Here is a 24,424-nt window from a genome sequence, read left to right as displayed (position 1 = left end):
ACCCTCTGCGCCGGCCGGCAATACCTCATTGCGCTGGCGCCGCCTTCGAGGCGTTCGCCCGAATCTGTTCCGACCGCTGGCGCTGCTCGGCGCGAATCGGGATGCAGTCGACGACCAGCACTTCTTCGCCTGTGCGCAGGTCGATCACCTTGGTCGCTCGGTACAGGTTGCTGGGCGGGCCGCGATCCAGGCATGCGCGCTTGGCGCCGGAACTGGCGCGAAAGAGCTCGGGCACGCCTTCGTAGTGCGGGTTGGGCACGCTCCACTTGCCGCTCATGTCCTGGGTGCGCACCACATACTGGGCAAAGGCCGGACCGCCGCACAACAGCATGGCCAATGCGCACGCGACGCCAACTGCGGTTCTCATGGCGGACGTTCCTCGATGGACGACGGTAGGGCAGCGTAGCAGCGCACTGCCGCCTTCGCCGTCCGCCAGAAGGATGAGGGATTTGACGCGCTCGCGCGCGCGTTCAACTCGCCGGAGGTCAAGCAGTCGATGGCGACTCAGAACAACCGTATCGTCCTGATGCCGCCTGAGCAGACGGTGGCGTACTTTCGGTCCGAAATGGCGAAGTACGCCGCCGTCGTCAAGGGCGCGGGCCTGGAACTGATGTAGCCCGCATGGGGCGGCAGGTCAGCTGCCGTTGCGCTTGTCGTGACCGTTCTGGTCGGCTGCGCGGAGCAGTCCGTAGAGCTTGTCCTTGAGGTGCAGTTTTTCTTTTTTTAGCACCTCGATCGCGGTGCCCGAGGACGGCGTGATGCCGTCCTCCATGTTCTGGATTTCCTGGTCCAGATCGTTGTGCCGCTGGAACAGCGCCGAAAAGTGAGCGTTTTCGGATTTCAGTTGGGTAATGAGCTCGCGGTATTCAGGGAACATAAAGGCCTCTTGAGGAACCGGTTGACGGGACCGACGATGCGCCTGGCTCGACGCCTTCATCAGCGTCAAGCCCATGACACGCCAACGCCAACGGCTTGTCAACCTCAGGGGCTGCGGCGTGCCTCCCGCCCGTTGATGGGGCGCAAGGGCTCCCTCAAAATGAGTCATTCTGTCGCGTACGTTCACCTTTCATTACAGGACGCCCTGTCCCCGGCGATACACTCGCTTCCCTTTGGACTGTCCCAGAACACCCATGAAAGAGCGCGCCCCGGTCTACCGCAGAGTGATGGACCTTTTCAAACAGGATGGCCGGATCCACCCCGGCACCGGCATGATGAGCGGCGTGATCGCGCTTTTCCTGGCGATCCTTTCGGTGCTGGGCGTGCTGGCGTTCCACTTTCCCGCCTACCTCACCACGCCGGAGCTGCGCAGCTTCTATTCGGTGGAGGCGATGCGCACGCTGCTGTTCAGCGCGCTGCTGGTGTCGGGCTCGATCGCGCTGGCCAATACCGTGCTTGGCCGCCAGCGCTGGCTGAATATCTCGGCCTTCGTGCTGGTCTGCTGCGCGGTGGCCGCGGGCGGCAGCCAAGTCGCCGTCACGGCCTCGAACGCAGGCGGCCATCCGTATCTGGGACTCGATTGGTTCATCCTGGACCTCTTGGCGTCCAGCACCGTCTTTATCATTTTCGAAAAGCTGACACCGCTCTATCCTGGCCAGCCCGTATTCCGGGGCGAGTGGCAGGTGGACATGAAGCACTTCCTCTTCAATCACCTGTCGGTGGGGGCCGTGCTGCTGTGCATCAACTTCTTCATTCACCGCCTGTTCTCCTGGGCGGCCTATGAGCCGCTGCAGCAGGCCATCCAGTCCATGCCGTATCTGCTCGAGCTATTCGTGGCGGTGCTGGTGGCGGACTTGGCGCAGTACGCCGCGCACCGTATCTATCACGAGGTGCCGTTCATGTGGCGCTTCCATGCGGTTCACCACAGCACGCGCACGCTGGATTGGCTGGCCGGCTCGCGGCTGCACATCGTGGAACTGCTGATCACGCGCGTGGCTGTGCTGGGCGTGCTGTTCGTGCTGGGGTTTTCCAAGGCGGTGCTCGACGCCTACATCATCATCGTGGGTTTCCAGGCGGTGCTGATCCATTCCAACGTGAAGCTGCCATGGGGTTGGCTGCGCTACATCATCGTCACGCCGGACTTTCACCACTGGCACCATTCGTCCGATACCGAGGCGATCGACAAGAACTACGCGGCGCACTTTTCCTTCATCGACTACCTGTTCGGCACCGCGGTGCGCGGGGTGGGCAACCGGTTGCCGCAGCACTACGGCATTCTGGACAACGACATGCCAGGAACCTTCCTGGCGCAACAGGCATATCCCTTCGCCCGCAAGGCGAAATGACGAAGGCCCAGGCATATCGCCTGGGCCTTTTTTTCATTGCCGTCTCAGCGGGTTACGGCCGGCAGCCCTGCCGCGCGCCTTACTTGGCCGACTTGAAGGCCGAATACGAAGCCATCAGGTTGCGGTAGTCGGGGATGTGGTTGGCGAACAGGGTGCCCAGGCCTTCCACGTCGTTGCGCCAGTCGCGGTGCAGTTCGCACGCCACGCCGAACCACGACATCAGCTGTGCGCCTGCCTGTTCCATGCGTCGCCACGCCGCGTCGCGGGTGACTTCGTTGAAGGTGCCCGACGCATCAGTCACGACGAACACGTCAAAACCCTCTTCGATGGCCGACAGCACGGGGAAGGCGACGCAGACTTCGGTCACGACGCCGGCGATGATCAATTGCTTCTTGCCGGTTGCCTTGACCGCCTTGACGAAGTCTTCGTTGTCCCAGGCATTGATGTTGCCGGGGCGGGCGATGTACGGCGCGTCGGGAAATTTGTCCTTCAGCTCCTGGACCAGCGGGCCGTTGGGGCCGTCTTCGAAACTGGTCGTCAGGATGGTGGGGAGCTTGAAGTATTCGGCCAGGTCGGCCAAGGCCAGCACGTTGTTCTTGAATTGATCGGGTTGGAAGTCGCGCACCAGGGACAGCAGGCCCGCCTGGTGATCCACCAGCAGAACGGCGGCTTGGGACTTGTCGAGCTTAACGTAGGGCTTGGTCATGGCTGATTCCTTTGGTCGATTCAGTTTTGCGCGGTGGTGCGCGGTGTTGTGAACAACGCTGAGTGCGTAGAAGGAATACTAATTTCAGGACGATACAGCCGGTAGTCAGGTGATTTGCACCTCAGCGTTCTATAAATTGAACGCCGGCGATAGCGCGTTCAGCGTGGGAATGCCGTGGCGCGCCTGCGTTTCAGCCTCTCGGCGCGCATTTTCACGATACTCCGCGCCCATGAAATCCAGCAGTTCGCGCACGGCCGGCAGCAGGCCGCGGCGCGACGGAAAGACGGCATGCACGCTGCCCGGCTCGGGTTGCCAGGGGGCGCCCACGGTCACGAGCGTGCCCGCGTCAAGTTCCTCGCGGATCATCAGAAGGGGCAGGGCCACGACGCCCACACCGCGCAGCGCGGCCTGCTTGAGCGCCAGCATGTCGTCCGTGACCAGCCTGGGCATGAAGGGAACGGCAAGGCGCGCGTTGCCGGGGCCCAGCAGGCGCCATTGGCATTCGCGCTGCTCGGTCCCAAGCGCCAGGGTGGGTTGCCGGCTGATCGTCTGCAAGTCGGCGGGGTCGGGCAACGAGCGGGCCAGCGCGGGGCTGGCGACCAGGCTCTGGCAGCTCATGCCCAGGTTCTTCATCACGAGATCGCTGCTTTCGATGGCGCCAAAGCGCACCCGCACGGCCAGGTCAAAGCCTTCACGCAGCACGTCCACGGGCCGGCTGAAGCTCTTCAGGTAGACGTTCACCTTCGGGCACTTTTCCATGTAACGCGCCACCACGTTGCCCAGGAAGTAGTAGATGAGTGCGGGCGGCGCGGCGATGCGGATGGTGCCTTGCGGTTCAGCGTGGGTGCGGTCGATGACATCCTGCGCCGCTTCGGCGCCCGCCAGCATTGCCAGGCACTGGTCGTAGTATTCCTGTCCAAGTTCGGTCACGGCGAACGTCCGCGTGGACCGCTGGATCAGGCGCACGCCAAGGCGCTCTTCCAGTTGGGCAATGCGCCGGCTCAGGCGCGATTTCGGGATGTTCAGCGCCCGGCCGGCCGGCGCGAATCCGCCATGCTTGACGACCTCCACGAAGAAATAAAGGTCATTCAGGTCGTGCATGCAAAATCCTCTCAGGTCGTCGGTGGGCCGCCGAGCATATTAAGGCGCGCGGCGCCGATTCCCTAGAGATGCGGCATTACGCGGACAAATCGGGGGCGTCTTCTAGGCACGGGGGGAGATCGGCTTGGGACCCGCGGGTCGGGGCAGCGCTCAGGCGGCCAGCGCGGTCTCGTCCTTCCAGCGCTGCTTGTCGCGCAGCGGCGGCGCGCCGAAAAGGCGGCTGTACTCGCGGCTGAACTGCGAGGAACTCTCGTAGCCCACGGCATGCGCGGCCAGCGCCACGCCGGCATCGTCCGTCAGCATCAGCCGCCGCGCTTCCTGCAGCCGCAGGTGCTTCTGATATTGCAACGGGCTCATGGCGGTGGCCTGCTTGAAATGATGATGCAGCGACGACACGCTCATGTGCACGTCGCGCGCAATCTCTTCCACCCGTAACGGTTGCGCGAAATTGTCTCGCAGGATGCGGATCGCCTTGGCCACGCGGTTGAGCTGGCTGTCTTGCAGCACCGTCTGGCGCAGCACGACACCCTGGCCATTCATGAGCAGGCGGTACAGCAGTTCGCGCTTGATCATCGGCGCCAGAATCGGAATGTCCTGGGGTGTGTCCAGCAGCCGCAGCAGACGCAGCACGACGTCCAGCAGGGTGCTGCCCAGCGGGTTGACGCACAGCGCGCGCGAGGCTTCCAAAGAAACCAGCGGCGGCAGGTTTTCATCGCTGATGAGCGCGGTGATCTCCTCGGGGTTCAGGTCTACCCGCAAGCCCAGATAGGGCAGGGTGGGACTGGCGACGGACACCTTGGCCACCACGGGCAGGTCCACCGACGAGATCAGGAAATGGAAGGGATCGTATTCATAGGTCTCCTCGCCGATGAGCAGGCGTTTCGACCCCTGGGCAATGACCGCCAGCGCCGCCTTCTGCAGGACCGGCTTCGCCCCGGACGGTTGCGACAGCCGGTGCAGGTACAAGCCTTCGATCGGCGTGTCCAGTGCGCCTTCCAGATTGCCGGTCATGCGCTCCAGCATGCAAAGCAACTCGGACCGCGCCAGTTCGCAGGCGGTGTCGTGACCGGCGCCGATGGGGGCGAGCGATCGGGCAGGATTCAGGGACATTGACGGGCTCTCGCAGGCGCACCGTTCGTCACCTTGAGAGGCGACGACGGCGGAGGATTGGGTGTCCGCCAGTGTATTGCCATCTCGGGCCTCAGGTGGTGGGTCCCCGTGGGGGAATGGAGAATCAGGCAGGAATCCCGGAGAAAACGACGGGTCGGTCCGGCCTGGCTGCCGTGCCGGAGAATCAGGCAAAAAAAGGGCAGGATCAAGCAGCGCGCGCCGGGCCCGCTGGTCGCATACTGTCCGCACCCCGGCAGGCTGCCGCAGCGGCGTTCCGTCCCGGAACCCAGCGCGCCCGCCAGCCCCTGAAGGAGCAAACATGCGATACAAGAAATTCGGCAGCACGGGCCTGTTCGTCTCGGAGCTGTGCCTGGGCACCATGACCTTTGGCGGCGAAGGCGAGCTCTGGAGCAAGATCGGCAGCCTGCAGCAGGAGGACGCCAACCGGCTGGTGGGACGCGCGCTCGACGCAGGCATCAATTTCATCGACACGGCGGACGTCTACTCCGAAGGACGTTCGGAGATCATCACGGGCCAGGCCCTGCGCGATCTGAACATCCCGCGCGAAGATGTGGTGATTGCCACCAAGGTCTTCGGACCGACCGGCGCGGGCGTGAACGCGCGGGGCAATTCGCGCGTGCACATCCTGGACGGCGTGAAGAAAAGCCTGTCGCGCTTGCAGCTCGACCATATCGACCTCTATCAGATCCACGGCTTTGACCCGGCCACACCCATCGAGGAAACCCTGCGCGCGCTGGACACGCTGGTGCAGCATGGCCATGTGCGCTATATCGGCGTGTCGAACTGGGCCGCCTGGCAGATCATGAAGGCGCTTGGCATTTCCGAACGCCTGGGGCTGGCGCGCTTCGAGTCGCTGCAGGCCTATTACACGGTCGCCGGGCGCGATCTGGAACGCGAGCTCGTGCCCATGCTGCAAAGCGAGGGCGTCGGGCTGATGGTGTGGAGCCCGCTGGCCGGGGGCCTGCTCAGCGGCAAGTACGGCCGGGACGGCGAAGCCGAGGCGGGCAGCCGCCGCGTGGCGTTCGATTTCCCGCCCGTGAACCGCGAACGCGCCTACGACAGCATCGACGCGCTGCGGCTGATTGCGGATGCGCGCGGCGTGTCGGTGGCGCAGGTTGCGCTGGCCTGGCTGCTGCACCAGCCGGTCGTCACCAGCGTCATCATCGGCGCCAAGCGCGTGGATCAGCTCGAGGACAACCTGGCGGCCACGGACATCCGGCTGACCGGGGTGGAACTGGCCGCGCTGGACAAGGTCAGCGCGCTGCCGCCGGAATACCCGGGCTGGATGCATGTGCGGCAGGGCGAATACCGGCGCCAGCAGTTGCGCGAATCGGGCGAGGCCTGACCCGCACCGCGCTAGGGAAATCCTCGCGGACCGGCGTCCTGCCGCCGGTCCGCGCCGGAGGGATGCCGCGCAGCCTCATGGAGAAGGCCCAGGACAAACGCCGTAAATCAACGGCGGTCGGCCATCTTGGCCCGGCGACGATTCACCGCTCGCTAGTAGAATCGGACCAGTCCCTTTTTCCTTGAAGCATCACCATGAGCGAGTTTTTCACGTCGGCCGAACTGCAGGCCTTGCGCGAGCACGGCATCGCGGTGTTCGCGGACCGCCTGCTGATCGATGTGCAGCCGCCATTGCCCGACGCCCGTATCGCCGAGATCCAGGCCCTGTGCGAAGGGCCGCTCCCGCCCGCGCTGCTCGACCTGTGGCGGCTCACCGCCGGGGGCGAACTGGCGTACGACCTGCGCGCCCAGATGGATGGCAATGAAGAGGCCCTGAGCTGGTCCGAACTCTTCTATGACGGCAGCGATCACTATCGTGACGTGCAAGGCTGGATCGAGCACGAACAGGAGTGCGCCCAGGACGCCGCCGCCGAGGACGGCGCTACCTGGAACGGGAAGTTGCGCTATCTGCCTATTGGCGGCTTCGAATACTGCGACCGCATCTACGTCGCCGTGGAGCCAGGCCCGCAGGCCGGCAGTGTGGTCGCGTGGAAGCAGGGCCTGCCGGGCTGGACGCACGCCTTGCAGCAGGACGGCATCGCCACGATCGCCCCGGACCTGCACGCGGCCTTTGCCGCGCTCCGCCTGGAAACCGACCCCGGCGAAGACGAGAACAGCACCGGCCTGCGCGTGCTGGAGTATCTGGATGAACGCGTGTCGGACCATGGGATGCCGCAGGCGCTTGCCGACCGCGTGGCCGCGTTCCACCGGCGGGCACTGGCGGACTGGCGCGGCCCGCTTGAGGCCGGCACGCTGGCCGGCACCCCCAGTCTTGCCACGCTGGCCTTGCAGCACGCGTTGTCGCACGACGACGCCGGGCTCGTGCATCGCCTGGCGGCGCAGGGCATGCGCTTCGATGCGCCGCTGCGCGGCAGCGCCCAACCGCTGGACGTGGCCCTGATGCAGCATGCGTACGCCGCGGCCCAGGCGCTGCTGGACGCGGGCGCGCCGGTCAGCCCGACGGCCCTGCACCGGTTCGACCGGCAGCCGCCCGTCGCGCTGGTCGCCGCGCTGCTGGCGCACGGCGCCGTGCCCGATGCGCTGGGTGTGGCGCGCTGCGTCGCCTGCGGATCCCCGGAAGCCGCGCGTCTGATCGCGCAGGCGTGCGGGGATGGGCTTGCCGACGCCTATGCCCAGGTCCGCGATTCGATGGCCGGCCGCTACCAGGAAGACCTCAAGCGCGTGCGCGCGGGCTCGCTGGGGCACTACCTGGGCGCGGAAGGCTTGGCTGAGCGGGTCGCCAACCTGCGGGAATTTTCCCTATGAATCGCCGTCTGGCCGCGCTGGCGCTGTGCCTCTCGCTGGGCAACGCGGCCGCCTGGGCGGCCGGCACGGCCTCGTTCGATTGCGCCAAGGCGCGCACCGAGGTCGAAAAGGCGATCTGCGCCGATGGCGCGCTAGCCGGGCAGGATGCCAGCATTGCCAGACACTTCGGCAAGGCCAGGATGACCTTCGATGCCGCGACGGGCAAGGCGCTGACGCAAGACCAGCGCTGGTTCGTTCAGGTGCGCGACGAGGCGTTTGCGTCGCCGCCCGGCAACGATCCGCCGCAAAAGGAACTTGCCGACCGCCTGAAGTACCGCGATGCCTTTCTTGCGTCGCTGGTGCTCAAGCGGCGGCAGGGCTTCGAGGGAGACTGGGAGAACCTCGCGGGCGGCGTCTCGATCAAGCGGCAGCCCGATGGCAGCCTGTCGTTCGACGGCTCCGCGGCGCATCCGGAAAACGGCCGTTGGGTGTGCGATGTCCGGGGCACGGGCGCCATCAAGAACAAGGTGCTGGTCGTCGAGACCGCCGATGCCGAGGGCTGGACGCTGACGTTGTCGCGCAAGGGGTACGGCCTTGTGGTGTCGGAAATCCCGCCGGCGGGGGCGGCCGATGCCGCAGGCCGGCCGTACTGCGGTCTGAACGGCGCGCTGGGCGGCGTTTACTATCCCGTATCCCGGCCTTGATCGATCCCGCCCCGGCGCGTCTAGAATGGTTTCCAAATCGCAGTGAATACGCTCTTCTGTTGAAAGGACTGGCGTGACCATCCCGTATCTGCGCCGGTTGACCGCCGTCAGCCGAAGCCCGCAAGCCAACCGCCATCTCGCCTATCTGCTGACCTTTACCGCCGGCGCCGTCAACGCGGGCGGTTTCCTGGCGGTCCAGCAATACACCTCGCACATGTCCGGCATCGTGTCCCTGATGGCGGATCACATGGCGCTCGGCGGCGTGATCGTGGTGCTGCAAGGCTTGGCGGCGCTCTTGTCGTTCATGGCCGGCGCCGCCAGCTCGGCCTTCCTGATCAACTTTGGCCGCAGGTCCCGGCTGGCCAGCGAATATGCGTTGCCGCTGCTGCTCGAGGCCGTGCTGCTGCTCGTCTTCGGCCTGTTGGGCGCCAATCTCGAAACGCTGCGCTGGTTCTACGTGCCCGGCACGGTGATGCTGCTGTGCTACATCATGGGCCTGCAAAACGCGATGATCACCAAGGTGTCGCGGTCCGAGATCCGCACGACGCATGTCACGGGCATGGTGACCGACATCGGCATCGAGCTTGGCAAGCTGTTCTACTGGAACGTCGCCAAAGGCGATCCGCAGACGATGCCGCGGGTGCTGGCCGACCGCGGCAAGCTCATCGTCCTGAGCCTGATGGTGACCCTGTTCTTCGTGGGCGGCGTGACCGGCGCGTATTCGTTCTACAACTTCGGTTTTGGATCGACCTGGCCGCTGGCGCTGTTGCTGATGCTGCTGGCCGCGGTGCCGATCCTGGACGACATCCGCAGCTTCATGCACCGCGCAAAGGGCGCCTAATGCTGCCGCTTCGGCTTGGCGGCAGTGGAATGGCGCAGGAACACCTGCAGCGCGGCAAGCGTTTCGGCATGCAGCCGTGCCAGGCGGGCGTCCTTGGCGGGTTCGGTGACTGCATAGCCCCTGGCATCCAGCGGATAAGGCGCTTTGAGCAACCGCGCCATGTCGATCTGATAGAAGCTCGCGCCGCCGTACGGCCGCTTGCCATCGATGTAGGGCATGGGCCAGAAGCGATCGCCTTCGCGCAGCACGGCCTGTAACGCCGGCCCCTCGGCTTCGCGCCAGTCGGCGGCGCGCAGCAGGATCAGGTGCGCATCGCGCAGTGCAAACGTGCCGTCCGCTCCCACGCCGCTTTCCGGAAAGTCGAAGGCCTCGCGCATTTCGGCCGGCACGTCATAACGGCCCGGCGACAGCTTGCCGATCGCGCGCACATAGCGCGGCACCAGCCGGCAGACTTCGGCCATCCTGCGCACCGCCAGGGCATCGTCGGCGGTATCGAGCGTGCGGCGGACGATGGCCAGCGTATCGTCGCCGCCCAGCAGGGGCTGCTCGAAATCGATGGCGGGCGCCCCGGACTCGACCGGCATCCACTGCACGCGCAACAGGCGCATCAGCGCGGCGTGCTGCGCGGTGTAGGGCAAACCGTCTGCCGGCGCCGAAAACACGCCGCGGATGATGGCGTCTCGGCTGGGCGATGCCAGGGCGTGCAACGGTGCGGCGATCAGGCTGGCCAAGGTCAGGAGCAGGGGGCGGCGTTGCATGAGGCTCGGAGAAGTGAACGCGAGGGGACATAAGATACCCAAAAGCGCGGCGCGCGGGGAAAAGCGCGCGGGTGCCGGCCCGGGAATACAATCCAGCGATCGTCCTGCGCGCAACGTGTGCGACACGGATCCTTTGGAGGAGCAGACAAGTCATGGACGCGGAATTCTGGCTGGAACGGTGGCGCGAAGGGCGCACGCATTTTCATCAGACGCGGGTCACGCCGTTATTGCAGAAATATTGGCCGTCGCTGGACGTGCCAAAGGGCGGCAAGGTGCTCGTGCCGCTTTGCGGCAAGTCGCTGGACATGGTGTGGCTGGCCGCCCAAGGCCATAAGGTGCTGGGCGCGGAATTGTCCAAGCTTGCCGTCGAGCAATTCTTTGACGAGAACGAGCTGCGGCCGGTGATTCACGATTCGGTGTACGGGACCCATTACGTGGCTGGCAACATCGAGATCGTCTGCGGCGACATTTTCAAGCTGGATGCCCAGGTGCTGTCGCATTGCGTGGGCGTCTATGACCGCGCGGCGCTCGTTGCGCTGCCCGACGCGATGCGTGCCGACTACGTGCGGCACGTCTACGGTCAGCTGTCGCCGTCGTACCGGGGCCTGCTCATCACGCTGGACTATCCCCAAGAAGAGATGGCCGGCCCCCCGTTTTCCGTGGTGGACAGCGAGGTGCAGGCGATCTTTTCCGGCGTTTCGCCTGCGGTCATCATCGACCGCCGCGACATCCTCGACAAGGAACCCAAGTTCCAGTCGGCGGGCGTAAGCCGCCTGGACACCGTGGTCTACCGGCTGGGCGTGCAGGCCTGACCCCGTGCGCCCCGGTAAAAGGCCCGTTCGATTCGAACGGGCCTTTTGCTAGGTCATGAGCCAGCCGCCGGCCACGTCCAGCACCTGACCGGTCACAAAACGGGCCTGATCTGACGCGAAGAACAGGCACGCGTCCGCCACTTCCTCGGGCGTGCCCAGCCGCCGCAGCGCGGTCACGGACGCCACCGCGTCATTGATTTCCTGCGGCACGCTTTTCAGCAAGGGCGTGCTGATGCGTCCCGGCGCCAGCGCATTCACCGTCACCTGGTGCTCGCCAAGCTCCGCCGCCCAGTGACGCGTCAGCCCGATCAGACCGGCCTTGGTGGCCGCATAATGCGCCGCCACGATATCGCAATACGCCTTGCCGGCCACCGACGACATGTTGATGACGCGCCCCTGCCGCGCCTGCACCATGTGCGGCGTGGCCAGATGCGTCATGTAGAACACGCTGTTCAGGTTCACCGAGACGACGTTGTTCCACTCTGCCGGCGGCATTTCCCAGACCTTCAGCGCGCGGCCGTTGGTTTTGGGCGAGATGCCGACGTTGTTGACCAGGATGGTGGCGGGGCCCAGATCGCGCGTGATGCGATCATAGGCCGCCTGGCACTGATCGAAATGCGCGACGTCAGCCGGCACGAAGCACACGTCGTGGCCACGCGTCTTGAGTTCCTGCTCGTAAGCCTGGCCCGCCTGCGCGTTGAAGTCGACAAGACCGACACGACCGCCTTCGGCCAGGAACGCCTCGACGATGGCCGAGCCGATGCCTCCCACGGCGCCCGTGACGATGACGGTCTGGTTCGCAAAGCGTGCGCTCATGGCTTCACCTGCAGCATGATCTTGCCGATGTGCTTGCTGCTTTCCATCAGTTCGTGCGCGCGCGCGGCCTCGGCCAGCGGGAAGACTTCGTGGATCAGCGGCAGGCACTGTCCGGCCTCCATGAGCGGCAGCACCTTCTGTATCAGCGATTGCGCGATGGCGGCCTTGTCCTCGTCCGAGCGCGGGCGCAGCGTGGAGCCCGTGAACTGCAGGCGCTTGGTCATGATGGGCAGCGCGTCGATCTCGGCCTTGCTGCCTTCCAGGAAGGCGATCTGCACCAGCCGGCCGTTCAGCGCCAGCAGCCGCAGATTCTTGTTGATGTAGGCGCCGCCCACCATGTCCAGGATCACATCGACGCCGGCGTTGCCGGTGCCCTCGCGCACGGCGGACTCGAAGTCCGTGTCGCGGTACAGCACGGCATGATGCGCCCCGGCCTTGATGCACGCCTGCGCCTTTTGCGCGTTGCCCACGGTGGTCCAGACTTCGGCGCCGAACGCGCGCGCGAGCTGGATGGCGGTCAGGCCGATGCCGCTGGAGCCGCCGTGAACCAGGAACTTCTCGCCCTGCGCCAGGCGCGCCCGGTCGAACACGTTGGTCCAGACGGTGAAATAGTTCTCCGGAATGGCCGCGGCTGTCAGCAGGTCGATGCCGCGCGGCACCGGCAGGCAGTGCCGCTCGTCGGCCAGGCAGAACTGCGCATAGCCGCCGCCCGGCGTCAGTGCGCAGACCTGGTCGCCCACCTTCCAGTCACGCGCCTCGGGCCCGGTCGCGACGATGGTGCCGGACACTTCCAGGCCAAGATACGGAGAAGCGCCCGGGGGCGGGGGATAGGATCCGGAGCGTTGCAACACGTCGGGGCGGTTCACGCCCGCGTAGGCGACTTCGATCAGCACCTGGCGTCCCGTGGGCGCTTCCATGTCGCGTTCGGCGACGCGCATGCAATCGGGCGCGCCGCCCTTGCCATGGTCGATGAATGTGCAGCGTTGTGACATGAGACGATGGTCCTTGGATTTCAGTGGCCCAGATAGGCCTTCTTGACGTGGGGATCGCTGAGCAGTTCGGCACCGGTGCCCGTGCGCACGATCGCGCCGTTCTCAAGCACGTAGCCGCGATCGGCCAGGCGCAGTGTGCGAAACACGTTCTGCTCCACCAGCAGCACCGTGACGCCATGCGAGGTGACATCGCGGATGATGTCGAACATCTGCTGCACCAGCAGCGGCGACAGGCCCAGCGACGGCTCGTCGAACACCAGCAGTTTCGGATCGGCCATCATGCCGCGCGCGATGGCGACCATCTGCTGCTCGCCGCCCGACAGCGATCCGGCGTACTGGCTCAGCCGTTCCTTCACGCGCGGGAAGATGCGCAGCACTTCCTCCAGCTTGCGCTCGACGATCGGGCGGGCGGCCCGCTTGTACGAGCCCATCAGCAGGTTGTCGCGCACCGTGAAGTGCGGAAAGAGCTGGCGCCCTTCGGGAATCATCGTGATCCCGGCATCCACGATGTCGTAGGGCTGGAGGTTGGTCAGATCCTGGCCTTCGAATTCCACCTTGCCCTGGGTGGCGGCGATCACCCCGCACAGCGTTTTGAGCGTGGTAGTCTTGCCGGCGCCATTGGCGCCAATCAGCGTGACGATCTCGCCCGCGTGCACCTCGAAATTCAAGCCGTTGAGCACCTGGCTCTTGCCATAGCCCGACGTCAGATTCGACACCTTAAGCATCCTGATACTCCTTGCCCAGATAGGCTTCGATGACGGCGGGATTCTCGACCACGTCCTTTGGGGCGCCGCTGACCAGCACGCCGCCTTCGTTAAGGACGATGATGCGGTCGGACAGCGCCATCGTCGCCTGCATCATGTGTTCGATCAGCAGCACCGAAACGCCAGAATCGCGGATGCGCCGGATCATCTGGATCGATTTCTCGATGTCCGTGGGATTCAGGCCCGCCATCACTTCATCCAGCAGCAGGATGCGCGGCTTGATCGCCAGCGCCCGCGCCACCTCCAGCCGCTTCATGCCGCCCACCGTGAGGCTGCGCGCCTCGGTGTTCAGGTACTTCACCAGGTCGGTCTGCTCGGCCACCTTCAGGGCGATTTGCTCGGCTTCGTCGCGGTCGGACGTGTGAATGAAGGCGCCCAGCATGATGTTCTCCAGCACCGTCAATCCCGTGAACGGTTTGGCGATCTGGAACGTGCGGCCCAAACCCTTGTGCGCAAAGGCGTCGGGCGTCTTGCAGCTGACCCAGTTGCCTTGCTCGTCGCGCATCGTGATGTCGCCCTTGTCCGGCGACAGAAAGCCCGACAGCAGGTTGAACACCGTCGTCTTGCCGGCGCCGTTGGGACCGATCATGCCCAGGATCTCGTGCTGGTTGAGGGTCAGCGACACGTCGTTGGTGGCGCGCAGGCCGCCAAAGCTCTTGAACAGGCCCTCCGCTTTCAGCACAGGCTGCTCGCTGCGCGTGGCGTTGCGGATGCGGATCTCGTCGGCGAGCTTGCGCTTGGCCGGGGGCGTGCCCAGGTACGGCAGGCGCGCCAGCATGCGCTCGATGAAGGGCCCGAACGCGCCGGCCAGACCGCGCGGAATCGTCAGCACCACCGCCACCAGGATCAGGCCGTAGATCAACCCGTGCATGCCGTTGCCCACGCTGCTGAGCCAGCCGCGCGCCAGTTCCGCAATGGGCAGCACCAGGAAAGTGCCCGCGATGGGACCGGACACGGTGCCCAGTCCGCCGATCAGCGCAAACATCGCGACCTGGATGGACAGCTCGAGCGAGAACGCCGAGCTGGGGTCGACGAAGGTCAGATACGTGATGTGGAAGGTGCCGATGATGCTGGTCAGCACGGCCGACACGACGGCGGCGATGATCTTCACGCGCACGGTGTGGATGCCAACCGCAAGCGCCGCATCCTCGCGTTCGCGGATTGCGATCAGGTAATGCCCGATGCGTGACTTGCGGATGTACCACGAGACCCAGGTCACCAGTACGAACAGGCCGAACGCGATGATGACGTAGTTGATCTTCTCGCGAAACACGATCCAGGCCCAGCCGATGTTCAAGGGCAGGCTGATGCCGCTGGAACCACCCGTCCAGCTTTCCTCGTGGATGACCAGGAGGCGCACGACTTCCAGGATGGCGATGGTCGCCAGCGCAAAGAAGGGCCCCCGCAGGCGCAGCGTGGGATAGCTGATCAGGATGGCGACGGCGGCGGAAATGGCCGCGCCCGCAAACATGCCTATCCACGGCGAGATGCCGAAGTTCTGCGTCAGCAGCGTGGCCGTGTAGCCGCCGATGCCATAGAACACCGCGTGGCCAAGGGACAACTGGCCGGCATAGCCGCCCACGATGTTCCAGGCAACCGACAGCGCGGAAAACACGAACAGCAGGACAAAGAGATTGGTCCAGAAGGGCGTGCCCATGACGACGGGCACGAGGAACATCGTGATCAGCAGAATGAGGCTGACGTAGGCTTTGGGATGTCGAAAGTCGGGAAACACGTCTTGCTCCTTGTTGTTCTGGTCACTCTGTGCCGATGCCGAACAGACCGTTCGGCTTCAGGACAAGGATCAAGAGGAAGATCCCGAAATAGACGACTTCCTTCAGGTCGGGCGCGATGTAGAAGCCCGCCAGCGTGTCGACGATGCCGATGATCATGGAGCCGGCGACCGCGCCGTACAGGCTGCCCAGGCCGCCCAGCACCACGATGACGAACGCGGTCAGCACGAAGTACGTGCCCACCGTCGGGAACACCGGATATTGCGGCGCGAGCAGACCCGCGGCGATGCCCACGAATGCGGTGCCCAGGCCAAAGGCGATGGCGTACACGTTGTTGACGTTCACGCCCATCAGCGTGGCGGCATAGCGGTGCTGCGCCACGGCGCGCAGCGCGCGGCCAAGATAGGTGCGGTGCATGAACAGGTGCAGCAGCACGGCCAGGGTCAGGCCGATGACGAAGGTGACGAGCTGGCCGGTGACCATCGAGAACGGGCCGACGTCGATGGCATTGGTGCCCAGCTCCACCGGCGCGCGGTACACGTTGGCCCCGAAAATCACGAGCGCCAGATTCAGCAGGATGGTGGACACCCCCACCGTGGCGAAGATCTGGATGTGCTGGTCGGCATGCAGCAACGGCTGGATGATGCCCTTCTGCGTCAGCGCGCCCAGCGCGAACAGGATCACGGCAACAGGAATCAGGCCGGCGTAGGGGTGGATGCCGAACTGCGCCGCGATCAGATAGACCATGTACATGCCGATCATCAGGAACTCGCCGTGCGCGAAGTTCACGACGCGCACGACGCCGAAGATGAGTGTCAGCCCCAGGCTGATGATCGTGTATGCGCCGCCCAGCAACAGGCCATTGATGACCAGTTGAATGAATAATTCCATTGTGCAACCTCTAAGTGCGGGAGGCGCCCCGTCCCCGTCCCGCAGCGTCCAGGGACGGGGCGCTCGAACCCCGGGTAATGCCGGACGCGCACCGGGGCTGCAAGCCCTCGGCGTCCGGCCGCTGGCATCGCGCTTTATTTCTTGAAGATGGGCTTGCCGAGAGCGAGGTTGTCAGGACCGATGGTGACGAGCTTGCCGTCCTGCCACTGCATCACGTAGAAGGTGGACGCGTTGTTCTGTCCGTCTTCGCCGAAGTCGAACCCCCAGCCATTGGCCGTCTGGCCCGCGGGCTTCTTGTAGGCCAGCACCGCGGCGCGGATCTTGTCCTTGTCGGTCGACTTGGCGTTGCCGATCGCTTCAAAGAAGGCCTTGGCGCCGACGTAGTTGGTCAGGCTGTGGCCGGATTGCGGATCGCTCTTGTACGTGTCCTTGTAGGCCTTCAGGAACTTGTCCAGCCCCGGCGCGCCGGCCGGATTGATGGATGCTTGCGGGAAGTCCAGGTCGAACACGCCGTTCATGTCGGCGCCCACGGCCTTGGCGGTGTCGGCAAGCGAATAGCCGCCGCCCGCGCCGATCACGACCTTGGGCTTGAAGCCCGCCGCACGCGCCTGGCTGAAGAACAGGATGGCGTCGTTCTGGTAGGCCGTCTGCAGCACCACGTCGGCCTTGGCGCCCTTCAGGCGCAAGATCAGCGAAGACAGGTCAACGGTCTTGGCCGAGTAGGGCAGAACTTCGACGACGTTGTAGCCAAGTTCCTGCGCGCGTTTCTTTTCGGTGGCCGCCACGTCGGTCCCATACGGGCCGTCTTCGTGGATGATGCCAATCTTGATGTCCTTGGGGTTCAGGCCCATGCCGGGCGCGATGGTCTCGTGCAGCGCATTCACGACCGACACGCCGTACAGCGCGGTGTTGGGATTGCTGCGGAACAGGTACTTGTAGCCGCGCGTGGTGATCTTGTGCGCGGTGGCGCCCAACTCGAAGTAGGGCACGCCGGCCAGCTCGGTCACGGGCGAGGCGGCGTACGAAATGCCCGACGCGTAGCTGCCGAAGACGCCGACCACGTTGGCCGAGATCAGACGCTTGGTTTCCGACACGGCCTGCGTGGGATCCACGGCGTCGGCCTTGATGATTTCGATCTTTTCGCCGTTCACTCCCCCCGCGGCGTTGATCTCGTTCACGGCCAGTTCCAGTCCGCGATAGCTTTCCTGTCCAAGCAGCGCAAGCGCGCCGCTGAACGGGAACAGGGCGCCTACCTTCATGTCGGCCGCTGCGGTGCCGCTTGCCAGCGCGCCGCACACACCCAGCGCCAAAACAATTTTGTTGAACTTGAACACTGTCTACGCTCCTTTGTCGGTATGGGATGCGGACTGGATCCTGAGGTCCGTCCGTCTTTTGATATATATGATATATGTGCCGGCGGGGCGTGAAACCCTCGCCTTGGATTCTAGTGGCGGTCGCGGCATGCCGAATCAGGGAATTCCCTGAAACCGCATGAATAAAGCCTCAGCGGCCGATATACAAGACAAAACCACACTTGATTCCGCCTGGCGGACCACGCCTTTTGCACGAGGTGAGGGCCGCTTGGCGGATCACAGCATAGCCGGTTTTATCATATATCGTATATGATGATTCGCGCTCATAAGAACGATCCGAGGAGACAAGAGCATGTTCGAGGAAGTCGATTTCAACGGCAAGAAAGTGCTTATCACCGCCGGCGCCGATGGACTGGGTCTGGAAATGGCCAAGGTCTTTCATCATGCCGGCGCCACCGTGTTCGTGTGCGACGTCAATGGAGCGCGGCTGGCAGCCTTGCCCACCGAATTGCCCGGCGTGCACGTGGCGCATGCCGATGTGTCTGACGAGGCCAGCGTCGAGCAGCTCTTCGCGGCGGTCCGCCAGACGCTGGGCGGCCTGGACATCCTGATCAACAACGCCGGCGTCGCCGGTCCCACGGGCTTTGTGGAAACGCTTTCCAAAGCGGACTGGGATCGCACCCTTGCCGTCAACATCACGGGCCAGTTTCTGTGCGCGCGCCAGGCCATTGCGCTGCTCAAGGAATCGAAGGCGGGCGTGATGATCAATCTGTCGTCGGCGGCGGGGCATCTTGGGTTCGCCGGCCGGTCGGTGTATTCGGCATCCAAGTGGGCGGTGATCGGTTTCACCAAGTCGCTCGCCATCGAGCTGGGTCCCCATAACATCCGCGTCAACGCCATTCTGCCCGGCGCGGTCGAAGGTCCCCGCATTCGCGCGGTGATCGCCGCCAAGGCCGGCACACTGGGCCGGCCGGTTCAAGAGATCGCGGCCCAATACGAAAACCAGGCCGTGCTTGGCCGCATGGTCACCGCGCGCGATATCGCCAACATGGTCCTGTTCAACGCAAGCGAAGCCGCCCGCAGCGTCACCGGGCAGGCCATCGTGGTGGACGGCTTTACCCAGAAGCTCTACTGATGGGCACGGAGAACGCCGTGCGGCGCGCCGCCATCATTGGAACGGGATTGATCGGGCAGGGGTGGGCCATTGTCTTTGCGCGCATGGGCTGGGAAGTGCGGCTTCACGACGTCAATGCCGCCATGCTCGCCGAGGCGCGCACCCTGATCCTGCAGCAGCTGCGCGTGCTGCAAGCGCAGGGCTTGCTGGACGACGCCGATGCCATCGTCGATCGTGTGCAGGTGTCTTCCAGCCTGCAGGAAGCCCTGGCCGGCGCCAGCTACGTCCAGGAGAACTCACCGGAAAAAGTGGAGATCAAGCGTGCGCTCTTTTCCGAACTGGATGCCTTGGCCGAACCGCACGCCATCATCGGCAGTTCCACGTCCAGCATCCCGGCAAGCCAGTTCACCGAGCATCTTGCCGGCAGGCGCCGGTGCCTGGTCGCTCATCCCGTCAATCCGCCTTATCTGATTCCTGTGGTCGAACTGTGTCCGGCGCCCTGGACCAGTCCTGAAGCGTTGGCGGGTGCGCGCGAAATCATGACGGGCATCGGCCAGAAGCCCGTGCTGGTGCGGCGCGAAATCGAAGGCTTCATCCTGAACCGCCTGCAGGGCGCGTTGCTGCAAGAGGCCTTCCGTCTAGCAAGCCAGGGCATCGCCAGCGCGCAAGACATCGACACCACGGTCAAGGACGGACTTGGCCTGCGCTGGTCCTTCATGGGCCCCTTTGAAACCATCGATCTGAATGCGCCGGGCGGCATCGCGGATTACTGCCGGCGTTACGGCGTCCTGTACCAATCCATCGGGGCCACGCAAGGCGACTGCGTGGCCTGGGAAGGCGCGCTGGTCGACTCACTGTCCGACGAGCGGCGCGCCTTGCTGCCCGAAGAGGATCTTGCCGCACGCCGCTTTTGGCGTGACGAAAAGCTGATGCGCCTCATGCGTCACAAACAATGCAACGGAGACAACAATGGCTAAGCCCAAATCGAAAGTCGTCATCACCTGCGCCGTGACGGGCGCCATCCACACGCCTAGCATGTCGCCGCATCTGCCGGTCACGGCCGACGAGATCGCCGAGGCCGCCATTGGCGCCGCCAAGGCCGGCGCTGCAGTGCTGCACCTGCATGCGCGCGATCCCCAGACCGGCAAGCCTTCCCAGGATCCGGCGCTGTTCAAGCCCTTCCTGGAACGCATCAAGCGCGAGACCGACGCCATCATCAACATCACCACGGGCGGCAGCCCGCATATGACGGTAGAAGAGCGCATGCGGCCCGCCACCACGTTCCAGCCGGAGCTGGCGTCGTTGAACATGGGTTCCATGAATTTCGGCCTCTTTCCCATGCTGGACCGCTTCTCGGAGTTCAAGCACGACTGGGAGCGCGAGCATCTGGAAAACAGCCGCTCGCTGATCTTTCGCAACACGTACCAGGACATCGAATCCATCCTGACGCTGGGCAATGCCAACGGCACGCGGTTCGAATTCGAGTGCTATGACATCAGCCATCTCTACAACCTGGCCCATTTCGTGGACCGCGGTCTGGTCAAGTCGCCGCCTTTCATCCAGTCCGTGTTCGGCATCCTGGGCGGCATCGGTCCGCATCCGGAAGATCTGATGCACATGAAGCGCACGGCGGACCGCCTGTTTGGCAACGACTACGAGTGGTCGATCCTGGGCGCCGGACGCAACCAGATGCCGCTGGCGACCATCGGCGCGGCCATGGGCTCGAACGTGCGGGTGGGGCTGGAGGATTCGCTATGGATCGGGCCGGGTCAGCTGGCCGAATCCAACCGCGTTCAGGTCGAACGCATTCGCGGCATTCTCGAAGCCTTGAACCTCGATGTCGCCACGCCGGACGAGGCGCGGGCCAAGCTGGGATTGAAAGGAAAGGACAACGTCGCGTTCTGACCGGGCAAGCGGCGCGGATCGGCGGTCAGCGCCGCCCGCTTTTTTGCGCTAAGCCGGATCAGGCGTGGCGCCGCAAGGTCTCAGCCAGCGTGCTCACATCCAGCGTGCGATCGAAGTTGGCGGCATGCCTGGCTTTCAGGCTGAGGTCCGCGGCCAACGTCAATTCCGCGTCGGTCGGCTGGCCGGGCGCGCCGAGTTCGCGCAGCGTGGTCGGCAGGCCGACCTGGGCGTACCACTGTTGCAGATCGGCCAACATCCCATCGCCGCGGTTTTCCAGGTCCAGCTGCACCAGCAGGCCCACCGCGACCTGCAGGCCATGCAGCGCCGTCGCGATGCCGTTGATCTTAGGCAGCCCGCGCGTCAGGGCGTGGGCAATGGACAGGCCGCCGCTTTCGAAACCGAGACCGCTCATGAGGATCATCGCTTCCACCACGCGCTCGAATGCGGGCGTGGGCTGGCCGGTTCCCGCCACGGCCACGGCGTCAGCGCCGTCCGCCATCAGCGTGCGCAGGCAGCCGTCCGCGATGAGCTGGGCCGTGAGCAGCGGCGCCGCGTCATACATGTTCTTGCCGCCATTGCGCTGGCATTGCTCGGCTTCGAACTTCTTGGAAATCGCATCGCCCAGTCCGGCGCGAAAGAAATGCACCGGCGCGGTCGCGATGATCGCGGTGTCGACCAGCACGATGGTGGGATTGAACAGCATGTGCTCGACGGCAAGGAGATTGTGATGCGCGTCGTAAAGCACGTAGTTCTTGCTGGTGGGCGCGTCGTTGGACGCCACCGTGGGAACGGTGATCAGGTGACAGTGGGACGACTTCGCAACGGCCTTGCCCGCATCCAGCGACTTGCCGCCGCCCACCGCAATGACCATGTCGATGCCCGCGGGCGCGGCCAGGGCGCGCAAGCCGTCAATGACCTCGGGCGTCAGGTCGCCTTCCACGATCAGCGGCACAAGCGTCACGCCGTGCCCGGCGCACAACGCCTCGATTCTTGGACCCAGCACGCCATGGACATAGCTGTCGATGACGAGCGCGGCGCGTCTTCCGAACAGCGCCGCATATTGTCCCAACGTTTCCAGGGCGCCCGATCCCTGGATGTAGCGGCTGGGCGCTCCAAAAATCTTCAGCATGGCGTCTTCCTATTTGCGGGCCCCGGGGGGGCGGTAGTCGAGTTCTTTTTCCCGTTCGACCAGCCAGTCGATCATGATCTTTCCGCCCCATACAAGGTCGGCCTGAATCGCTTCCCGCGCCGCTTCCGAGTCGCGCGCCTCAAGGGCCTCGATCACGGCCTCGTGGCGATGTTCGTTCTGCGAGTAATCCAGCCCCGCCGTCTTGACGTGAAACACCTTGAGGATGGGGCCGGTGATGACCCAGAACGACTCGACCGTGCTGCGCAGGATGGGCTTGTTGCTGGCTTCCAGGATGGCGAAGTGGAACTTGCGGTTCAGGTAGCTGGCGCGTTTGGGATCGGTGGAGGTGCACGAGATGAAATCGCGCTGCAGCGCGATCAGGTTGTCGAGCTGCTTGCGCGTGATGTGCTGCGCGGCTTCGGCGGCGCCCATGCCTTCCAGGTGAAAGCGGATCTGCTGGATTTCGCGCAGCTTTTCCGAGTTGACGTACGGAACATACACCGCGGTGGCCGCCTGCATCTCCAGGCCCTGCTCGCTGATGAGCCGGAAGATGGCTTCGCGAACCGGCGTGATGGACACGCCCATTTCCTGCGCCAGTTCGCCAATGATCAGGCGCTCGCCAGGTTCGTACTGCCCATTGATCAGGGCATTGCGGATTTCGTTGTAGACCCTGACGGAAAGGTTCTCTTTTTTGACCGGTTTGAGGCTGGGCATGGCGTTTCTGGCTTGCTGTATAGGGGATGCGGGACGAACCCAGGAGCGATTCTAGCCCGGCGTAGCCAATTCGAGCGCAATGGGTATATTATATATCATATATCCATACGACACGAGGAGGCGCGATGCGCAACGAGCAGGGGACCCCTACCGCGGGGGAAATCGCGATGCTGCGGGAGAAGGCCCGCCATATCAGGCTTGAGACGATCCGCCTCATTGAAATTGCCAAGGTCGGTCATTACAGTTCCGTGTTCTCGTGCGCCGAGATATTCGCGGCGCTCTACTACGATGTGATGCGCCTGCGACACGGCGAGCCGCAATGGCCGGATCGCGATCGCTTCCTCATGGGCAAGGGCCACGCCGCGGTGGGCTTGTTCCCGGTACTGGCCGATCTGGGCTTCATCGACCGTGAGCTGCTCGACGGCTACACGCGGCTGGGCAGTCCCCTGGGCGACCACCCCGACATGAGCAAGGTGCCCGGCGTGGACTTTAGCTCCGGTTCCATCGGCCACGCCCTGTCCAACGGCGTGGGCATGGCGGTGGGCGGGCGCATGAACGGACGCGGCTTCAACGTATTCGTGATGCTGGGCGACGGCGAAATGCAGGAAGGGCAGGTCTGGGAAGCCGCGCTCTTCGCGGCGCACAATCGCTTGTCCCGCCTGATTGCCATCGTCGATCGCAACGGCTATCAGCTCGACGGCAAGGTCGACGACGTCATGGGCGTGGAATCGCTGAAGGAGAAATGGCAGGCGTTCGGCTGGGAGGTCCACGAGGTCGACGGCCACAATCTTGCCGAACTGACGGCGTTGCTGCGCCGTCTGCGCGACGACGACTCGCGCGCCCGGCCGGCCTGCGTGATCGCCCGCACCGTCAAGGGCAAGGGCGTGTCCTACATGGAAACCGAACCGGGCTGGCACCTGGGCTACCTGGCTCCTCAAGATGCGCAAAGCGCTGTCGAAGAAATCCTCTCCCGCGAGATCTGAATGGCACAGGCACAAGTCCTCTCTCCCGATTCCTGGCAGTACCGCGCCCTCAATGCGGTAAACCCCGGACTGTCTTATCTTTCTGACGCGCTGATCGATCTGGCGAAGGCGGGGCATCCGGTCGTGGCCGGGTCGGCCGACCTGCAGTACTCGAACGGCTTGAACCGTTTCGCCCAGGCCTACCCCGATCGCTATGTGCAGTTCGGCATCTCCGAGCAGAACATGGTGTCGGCGGCGGCCGGGCTTGCGACGACCGGCATGATGCCGTTCGTCGCCACCTTTGCCTCGTTCCTCGGCCTGTTGTGCTGCGAGCAGATCCGGATGGATGTCGCCTACACGCGGCTGCCGGTGCGCCTGATAGGCCATCACACCGGAATCAGCCTGGGCTTCTATGGCACCTCACACCACGCCACCGAAGACATCTCCACCATGCGCGCGCTCGCGGGACTGACGGTGGTGTCGCCTGCCGACGGGCCGCAACTCGCGTCCGCCATCAGGGCATCCGCGGACTGGCCCGAGCCCATCTACTTCCGTATCGGACGCGGGCGCGATCCGCAGGTCTATGAAGACGGCACGCCGTTCCAGTTTGGTCGTGCGATTGTCCACGATGTTGGTAGCGACCTGACGCTGATCGCGTGCGGCATCACGCTGCACGGCGCGCTGGCCGCCGCCCGGCAGTTGCGCGAAGAGGGCCTGTCGGTGGGCGTGATCGACATGCCCACGATCAAGCCGCTGGACCGCGACGCCATCCTGAAGGCTGCGGGCCAATCCCGCCTGATGATGACGGTCGAAGAGCACAATGTGCTGGGCGGCCTCGGATCGGCGGTCGCCGAGGTGCTGGCCGACGCAGGCACCGGTACCCGGCTGCGCCGTCATGGCATCTATGACGAATACAGCCTCATTGCGCCGCCCACCACCCTGTACGCCCATTACAAGCTCGACGCCGAAGGCATTGCCGGCGTCGCGCGGGAATTCATCAAGCTTTGA

General features: G+C 64.6%; 24 protein-coding genes and 1 pseudogene. 11 read left to right on the top strand and 14 right to left on the bottom strand.

Annotated features, from left to right (window positions below):
* Nucleotides 1–25: 25 nt before the first annotated feature.
* Nucleotides 26–367 (bottom strand): hypothetical protein, encoded by a 342-nt coding sequence (locus KVT32_RS20855; RefSeq protein ID WP_128827374.1) that lies wholly within the window; start codon nucleotides 365–367, stop codon nucleotides 26–28.
* A 267-nt stretch (nucleotides 368–634) separates the two neighbouring features.
* A complete protein-coding gene (locus KVT32_RS20850; protein WP_056326879.1) occupies nucleotides 635–877 on the bottom strand; it encodes a YdcH family protein in 243 nt (80 codons plus the stop codon).
* Between the two features lie 253 nt (nucleotides 878–1,130).
* Here KVT32_RS20850 and KVT32_RS20845 point away from each other — a divergent pair, with 253 nt between their 5' ends.
* Nucleotides 1,131–2,282 carry a sterol desaturase family protein gene (locus KVT32_RS20845; protein ID WP_056326880.1) on the top strand — a complete coding sequence of 384 codons (1,152 nt, stop codon included), beginning with the start codon at nucleotides 1,131–1,133 and terminating at the stop codon, nucleotides 2,280–2,282.
* Between the two features lie 79 nt (nucleotides 2,283–2,361).
* Here the strand turns inward: KVT32_RS20845 and ycaC are convergent, their stop codons facing one another.
* The 3 genes from ycaC to KVT32_RS20830 all read right to left on the bottom strand — a co-directional run bounded on the left by ycaC (nucleotide 2,362) and on the right by KVT32_RS20830 (nucleotide 5,199).
* Nucleotides 2,362–2,988: an isochorismate family cysteine hydrolase YcaC gene (ycaC, locus tag KVT32_RS20840; protein ID WP_128827375.1), complete on the bottom strand. Its 627-nt coding sequence runs from the start codon at nucleotides 2,986–2,988 to the stop codon at nucleotides 2,362–2,364.
* 129 nt (nucleotides 2,989–3,117) lie between these two features.
* Complete coding sequence (locus KVT32_RS20835) at nucleotides 3,118–4,089, bottom strand: LysR substrate-binding domain-containing protein (protein ID WP_062841754.1); 972 nt, start codon at nucleotides 4,087–4,089, stop codon at nucleotides 3,118–3,120.
* A gap of 150 nt (nucleotides 4,090–4,239) precedes the next feature.
* Entirely contained in the window at nucleotides 4,240–5,199 is a 960-nt protein-coding gene (locus KVT32_RS20830) for an AraC family transcriptional regulator (RefSeq protein WP_254636966.1), read from the bottom strand.
* A 319-nt stretch (nucleotides 5,200–5,518) separates the two neighbouring features.
* Here KVT32_RS20830 and KVT32_RS20825 point away from each other — a divergent pair, with 319 nt between their 5' ends.
* The 4 genes and pseudogenes from KVT32_RS20825 to KVT32_RS20810 all read left to right on the top strand — a co-directional run.
* Complete coding sequence (locus KVT32_RS20825; protein WP_056326889.1) at nucleotides 5,519–6,565, top strand: aldo/keto reductase; 1,047 nt, start codon at nucleotides 5,519–5,521, stop codon at nucleotides 6,563–6,565.
* Between the two features lie 194 nt (nucleotides 6,566–6,759).
* Nucleotides 6,760–7,989 carry an SMI1/KNR4 family protein gene (locus KVT32_RS20820; RefSeq protein ID WP_217618819.1) on the top strand — a complete coding sequence of 410 codons (1,230 nt, stop codon included), beginning with the start codon at nucleotides 6,760–6,762 and terminating at the stop codon, nucleotides 7,987–7,989.
* Nucleotides 7,986–8,672: a lysozyme inhibitor LprI family protein gene (locus KVT32_RS20815; protein ID WP_175155025.1), complete on the top strand. Its 687-nt coding sequence runs from the start codon at nucleotides 7,986–7,988 to the stop codon at nucleotides 8,670–8,672. The genes KVT32_RS20820 and KVT32_RS20815 overlap by 4 nt, the downstream gene beginning before the upstream one ends.
* Before the next feature lie 73 nt (nucleotides 8,673–8,745).
* Nucleotides 8,746–9,498 (top strand): annotated as a pseudogene (locus KVT32_RS20810) (YoaK family protein); the annotation flags it as partial.
* Between the two features lie 11 nt (nucleotides 9,499–9,509).
* Here KVT32_RS20810 and KVT32_RS20805 read toward each other — a convergent pair.
* On the bottom strand, nucleotides 9,510–10,271 hold the full coding sequence (locus KVT32_RS20805; protein WP_152385183.1) for a hypothetical protein: 762 nt from the start codon (nucleotides 10,269–10,271) through the stop codon (nucleotides 9,510–9,512).
* 152 nt (nucleotides 10,272–10,423) lie between these two features.
* Here KVT32_RS20805 and KVT32_RS20800 point away from each other — a divergent pair, with 152 nt between their 5' ends.
* Complete coding sequence (locus KVT32_RS20800) at nucleotides 10,424–11,083, top strand: thiopurine S-methyltransferase (RefSeq protein WP_152385182.1); 660 nt, start codon at nucleotides 10,424–10,426, stop codon at nucleotides 11,081–11,083.
* Between the two features lie 48 nt (nucleotides 11,084–11,131).
* Here the strand turns inward: KVT32_RS20800 and KVT32_RS20795 are convergent, their stop codons facing one another.
* The 6 genes from KVT32_RS20795 to KVT32_RS20770 form a co-directional block, all read right to left on the bottom strand.
* Entirely contained in the window at nucleotides 11,132–11,899 is a 768-nt protein-coding gene (locus KVT32_RS20795) for an SDR family NAD(P)-dependent oxidoreductase (RefSeq protein WP_152385181.1), read from the bottom strand.
* Complete coding sequence (locus KVT32_RS20790; RefSeq protein WP_152385180.1) at nucleotides 11,896–12,891, bottom strand: NAD(P)H-quinone oxidoreductase; 996 nt, start codon at nucleotides 12,889–12,891, stop codon at nucleotides 11,896–11,898. The genes KVT32_RS20795 and KVT32_RS20790 overlap by 4 nt, the downstream gene beginning before the upstream one ends.
* A 20-nt stretch (nucleotides 12,892–12,911) precedes the next feature.
* Nucleotides 12,912–13,616, bottom strand: a complete 705-nt coding sequence (locus tag KVT32_RS20785; RefSeq protein ID WP_062841762.1) for an ABC transporter ATP-binding protein — start codon at nucleotides 13,614–13,616, stop codon at nucleotides 12,912–12,914.
* A complete protein-coding gene (locus KVT32_RS20780; protein ID WP_062841763.1) occupies nucleotides 13,609–15,390 on the bottom strand; it encodes an ATP-binding cassette domain-containing protein in 1,782 nt (593 codons plus the stop codon). Before KVT32_RS20780 ends, KVT32_RS20785 begins: the two co-directional genes overlap by 8 nt.
* Before the next feature lie 22 nt (nucleotides 15,391–15,412).
* Nucleotides 15,413–16,279 carry a branched-chain amino acid ABC transporter permease gene (locus KVT32_RS20775; protein ID WP_056326907.1) on the bottom strand — a complete coding sequence of 289 codons (867 nt, stop codon included), beginning with the start codon at nucleotides 16,277–16,279 and terminating at the stop codon, nucleotides 15,413–15,415.
* Nucleotides 16,280–16,413: 134 nt separating this feature from the next.
* Nucleotides 16,414–17,613 (bottom strand): ABC transporter substrate-binding protein, encoded by a 1,200-nt coding sequence (locus tag KVT32_RS20770; RefSeq protein WP_056326909.1) that lies wholly within the window; start codon nucleotides 17,611–17,613, stop codon nucleotides 16,414–16,416.
* 331 nt (nucleotides 17,614–17,944) lie between these two features.
* On the opposite strand from KVT32_RS20770, the gene KVT32_RS20765 reads away from it, so the two are divergent.
* Genes KVT32_RS20765 through KVT32_RS20755 form a run of 3 tightly spaced genes read left to right on the top strand, consistent with a single transcriptional unit; the run spans nucleotide 17,945 to nucleotide 20,611 of the window.
* Complete coding sequence (locus KVT32_RS20765) at nucleotides 17,945–18,727, top strand: SDR family oxidoreductase (RefSeq protein ID WP_217618818.1); 783 nt, start codon at nucleotides 17,945–17,947, stop codon at nucleotides 18,725–18,727.
* On the top strand, nucleotides 18,727–19,683 hold the full coding sequence (locus KVT32_RS20760) for a 3-hydroxyacyl-CoA dehydrogenase (RefSeq protein ID WP_175155020.1): 957 nt from the start codon (nucleotides 18,727–18,729) through the stop codon (nucleotides 19,681–19,683). The genes KVT32_RS20765 and KVT32_RS20760 overlap by 1 nt, the downstream gene beginning before the upstream one ends.
* Nucleotides 19,676–20,611, top strand: coding sequence for a 3-keto-5-aminohexanoate cleavage protein (locus KVT32_RS20755; protein ID WP_062841767.1), 936 nt, complete (start codon nucleotides 19,676–19,678; stop codon nucleotides 20,609–20,611). The genes KVT32_RS20760 and KVT32_RS20755 overlap by 8 nt, the downstream gene beginning before the upstream one ends.
* Before the next feature lie 58 nt (nucleotides 20,612–20,669).
* Here the strand turns inward: KVT32_RS20755 and KVT32_RS20750 are convergent, their stop codons facing one another.
* The gene (locus tag KVT32_RS20750) at nucleotides 20,670–21,740 is read right to left on the bottom strand and encodes a glycerol dehydrogenase (protein WP_217618817.1); all 1,071 of its coding nucleotides are present in this window, start codon (nucleotides 21,738–21,740) and stop codon (nucleotides 20,670–20,672) included.
* 9 nt (nucleotides 21,741–21,749) lie between these two features.
* Entirely contained in the window at nucleotides 21,750–22,454 is a 705-nt protein-coding gene (locus tag KVT32_RS20745; protein WP_152385175.1) for a GntR family transcriptional regulator, read from the bottom strand.
* Between the two features lie 167 nt (nucleotides 22,455–22,621).
* Between KVT32_RS20745 and KVT32_RS20740 the strand changes: the two genes are divergently transcribed.
* Entirely contained in the window at nucleotides 22,622–23,437 is an 816-nt protein-coding gene (locus KVT32_RS20740; protein WP_254636965.1) for a transketolase, read from the top strand.
* Nucleotides 23,438–24,424, top strand: a complete 987-nt coding sequence (locus KVT32_RS20735; RefSeq protein WP_217618815.1) for a transketolase family protein — start codon at nucleotides 23,438–23,440, stop codon at nucleotides 24,422–24,424.

The organism is Achromobacter sp. GbtcB20 (assembly GCF_019091095.1).
Taxonomy (GTDB): domain Bacteria; phylum Pseudomonadota; class Gammaproteobacteria; order Burkholderiales; family Burkholderiaceae_B; genus Achromobacter; species Achromobacter mucicolens.
Note: the sequence above shows the minus strand (reverse complement) of the source record. Positions and strands in the feature narration are given on the sequence as shown.

Bases quoted from the DNA above. Each gene is read 5' to 3' on its own strand.
- KVT32_RS20800 (WP_152385182.1), top strand. From the start codon at position 10,424: ATGGACGCGGAATTCTGGCTGGAACGGTGGCGCGAAGGGCGCACGCAT.
- KVT32_RS20755 (WP_062841767.1), top strand. From the start codon at position 19,676: ATGGCTAAGCCCAAATCGAAAGTCGTCATCACCTGCGCCGTGACGGGC.
- KVT32_RS20760 (WP_175155020.1), top strand. From the start codon at position 18,727: ATGGGCACGGAGAACGCCGTGCGGCGCGCCGCCATCATTGGAACGGGA.
- KVT32_RS20790 (WP_152385180.1), bottom strand. From the start codon at position 12,891: ATGTCACAACGCTGCACATTCATCGACCATGGCAAGGGCGGCGCGCCC.
- KVT32_RS20745 (WP_152385175.1), bottom strand. From the start codon at position 22,454: ATGCCCAGCCTCAAACCGGTCAAAAAAGAGAACCTTTCCGTCAGGGTC.
- KVT32_RS20740 (WP_254636965.1), top strand. From the start codon at position 22,622: ATGCTGCGGGAGAAGGCCCGCCATATCAGGCTTGAGACGATCCGCCTC.
- KVT32_RS20835 (WP_062841754.1), bottom strand. From the start codon at position 4,089: ATGCACGACCTGAATGACCTTTATTTCTTCGTGGAGGTCGTCAAGCAT.
- KVT32_RS20855 (WP_128827374.1), bottom strand. From the start codon at position 367: ATGAGAACCGCAGTTGGCGTCGCGTGCGCATTGGCCATGCTGTTGTGC.
- KVT32_RS20805 (WP_152385183.1), bottom strand. From the start codon at position 10,271: ATGCAACGCCGCCCCCTGCTCCTGACCTTGGCCAGCCTGATCGCCGCA.
- ycaC (WP_128827375.1), bottom strand. From the start codon at position 2,988: ATGACCAAGCCCTACGTTAAGCTCGACAAGTCCCAAGCCGCCGTTCTG.
- KVT32_RS20775 (WP_056326907.1), bottom strand. From the start codon at position 16,279: ATGGAATTATTCATTCAACTGGTCATCAATGGCCTGTTGCTGGGCGGC.
- KVT32_RS20785 (WP_062841762.1), bottom strand. From the start codon at position 13,616: ATGCTTAAGGTGTCGAATCTGACGTCGGGCTATGGCAAGAGCCAGGTG.
- KVT32_RS20850 (WP_056326879.1), bottom strand. From the start codon at position 877: ATGTTCCCTGAATACCGCGAGCTCATTACCCAACTGAAATCCGAAAAC.
- KVT32_RS20825 (WP_056326889.1), top strand. From the start codon at position 5,519: ATGCGATACAAGAAATTCGGCAGCACGGGCCTGTTCGTCTCGGAGCTG.
- KVT32_RS20830 (WP_254636966.1), bottom strand. From the start codon at position 5,199: ATGTCCCTGAATCCTGCCCGATCGCTCGCCCCCATCGGCGCCGGTCAC.
- KVT32_RS20820 (WP_217618819.1), top strand. From the start codon at position 6,760: ATGAGCGAGTTTTTCACGTCGGCCGAACTGCAGGCCTTGCGCGAGCAC.
- KVT32_RS20765 (WP_217618818.1), top strand. From the start codon at position 17,945: ATGTTCGAGGAAGTCGATTTCAACGGCAAGAAAGTGCTTATCACCGCC.
- KVT32_RS20795 (WP_152385181.1), bottom strand. From the start codon at position 11,899: ATGAGCGCACGCTTTGCGAACCAGACCGTCATCGTCACGGGCGCCGTG.
- KVT32_RS20815 (WP_175155025.1), top strand. From the start codon at position 7,986: ATGAATCGCCGTCTGGCCGCGCTGGCGCTGTGCCTCTCGCTGGGCAAC.
- KVT32_RS20735 (WP_217618815.1), top strand. From the start codon at position 23,438: ATGGCACAGGCACAAGTCCTCTCTCCCGATTCCTGGCAGTACCGCGCC.
- KVT32_RS20750 (WP_217618817.1), bottom strand. From the start codon at position 21,740: ATGCTGAAGATTTTTGGAGCGCCCAGCCGCTACATCCAGGGATCGGGC.
- KVT32_RS20845 (WP_056326880.1), top strand. From the start codon at position 1,131: ATGAAAGAGCGCGCCCCGGTCTACCGCAGAGTGATGGACCTTTTCAAA.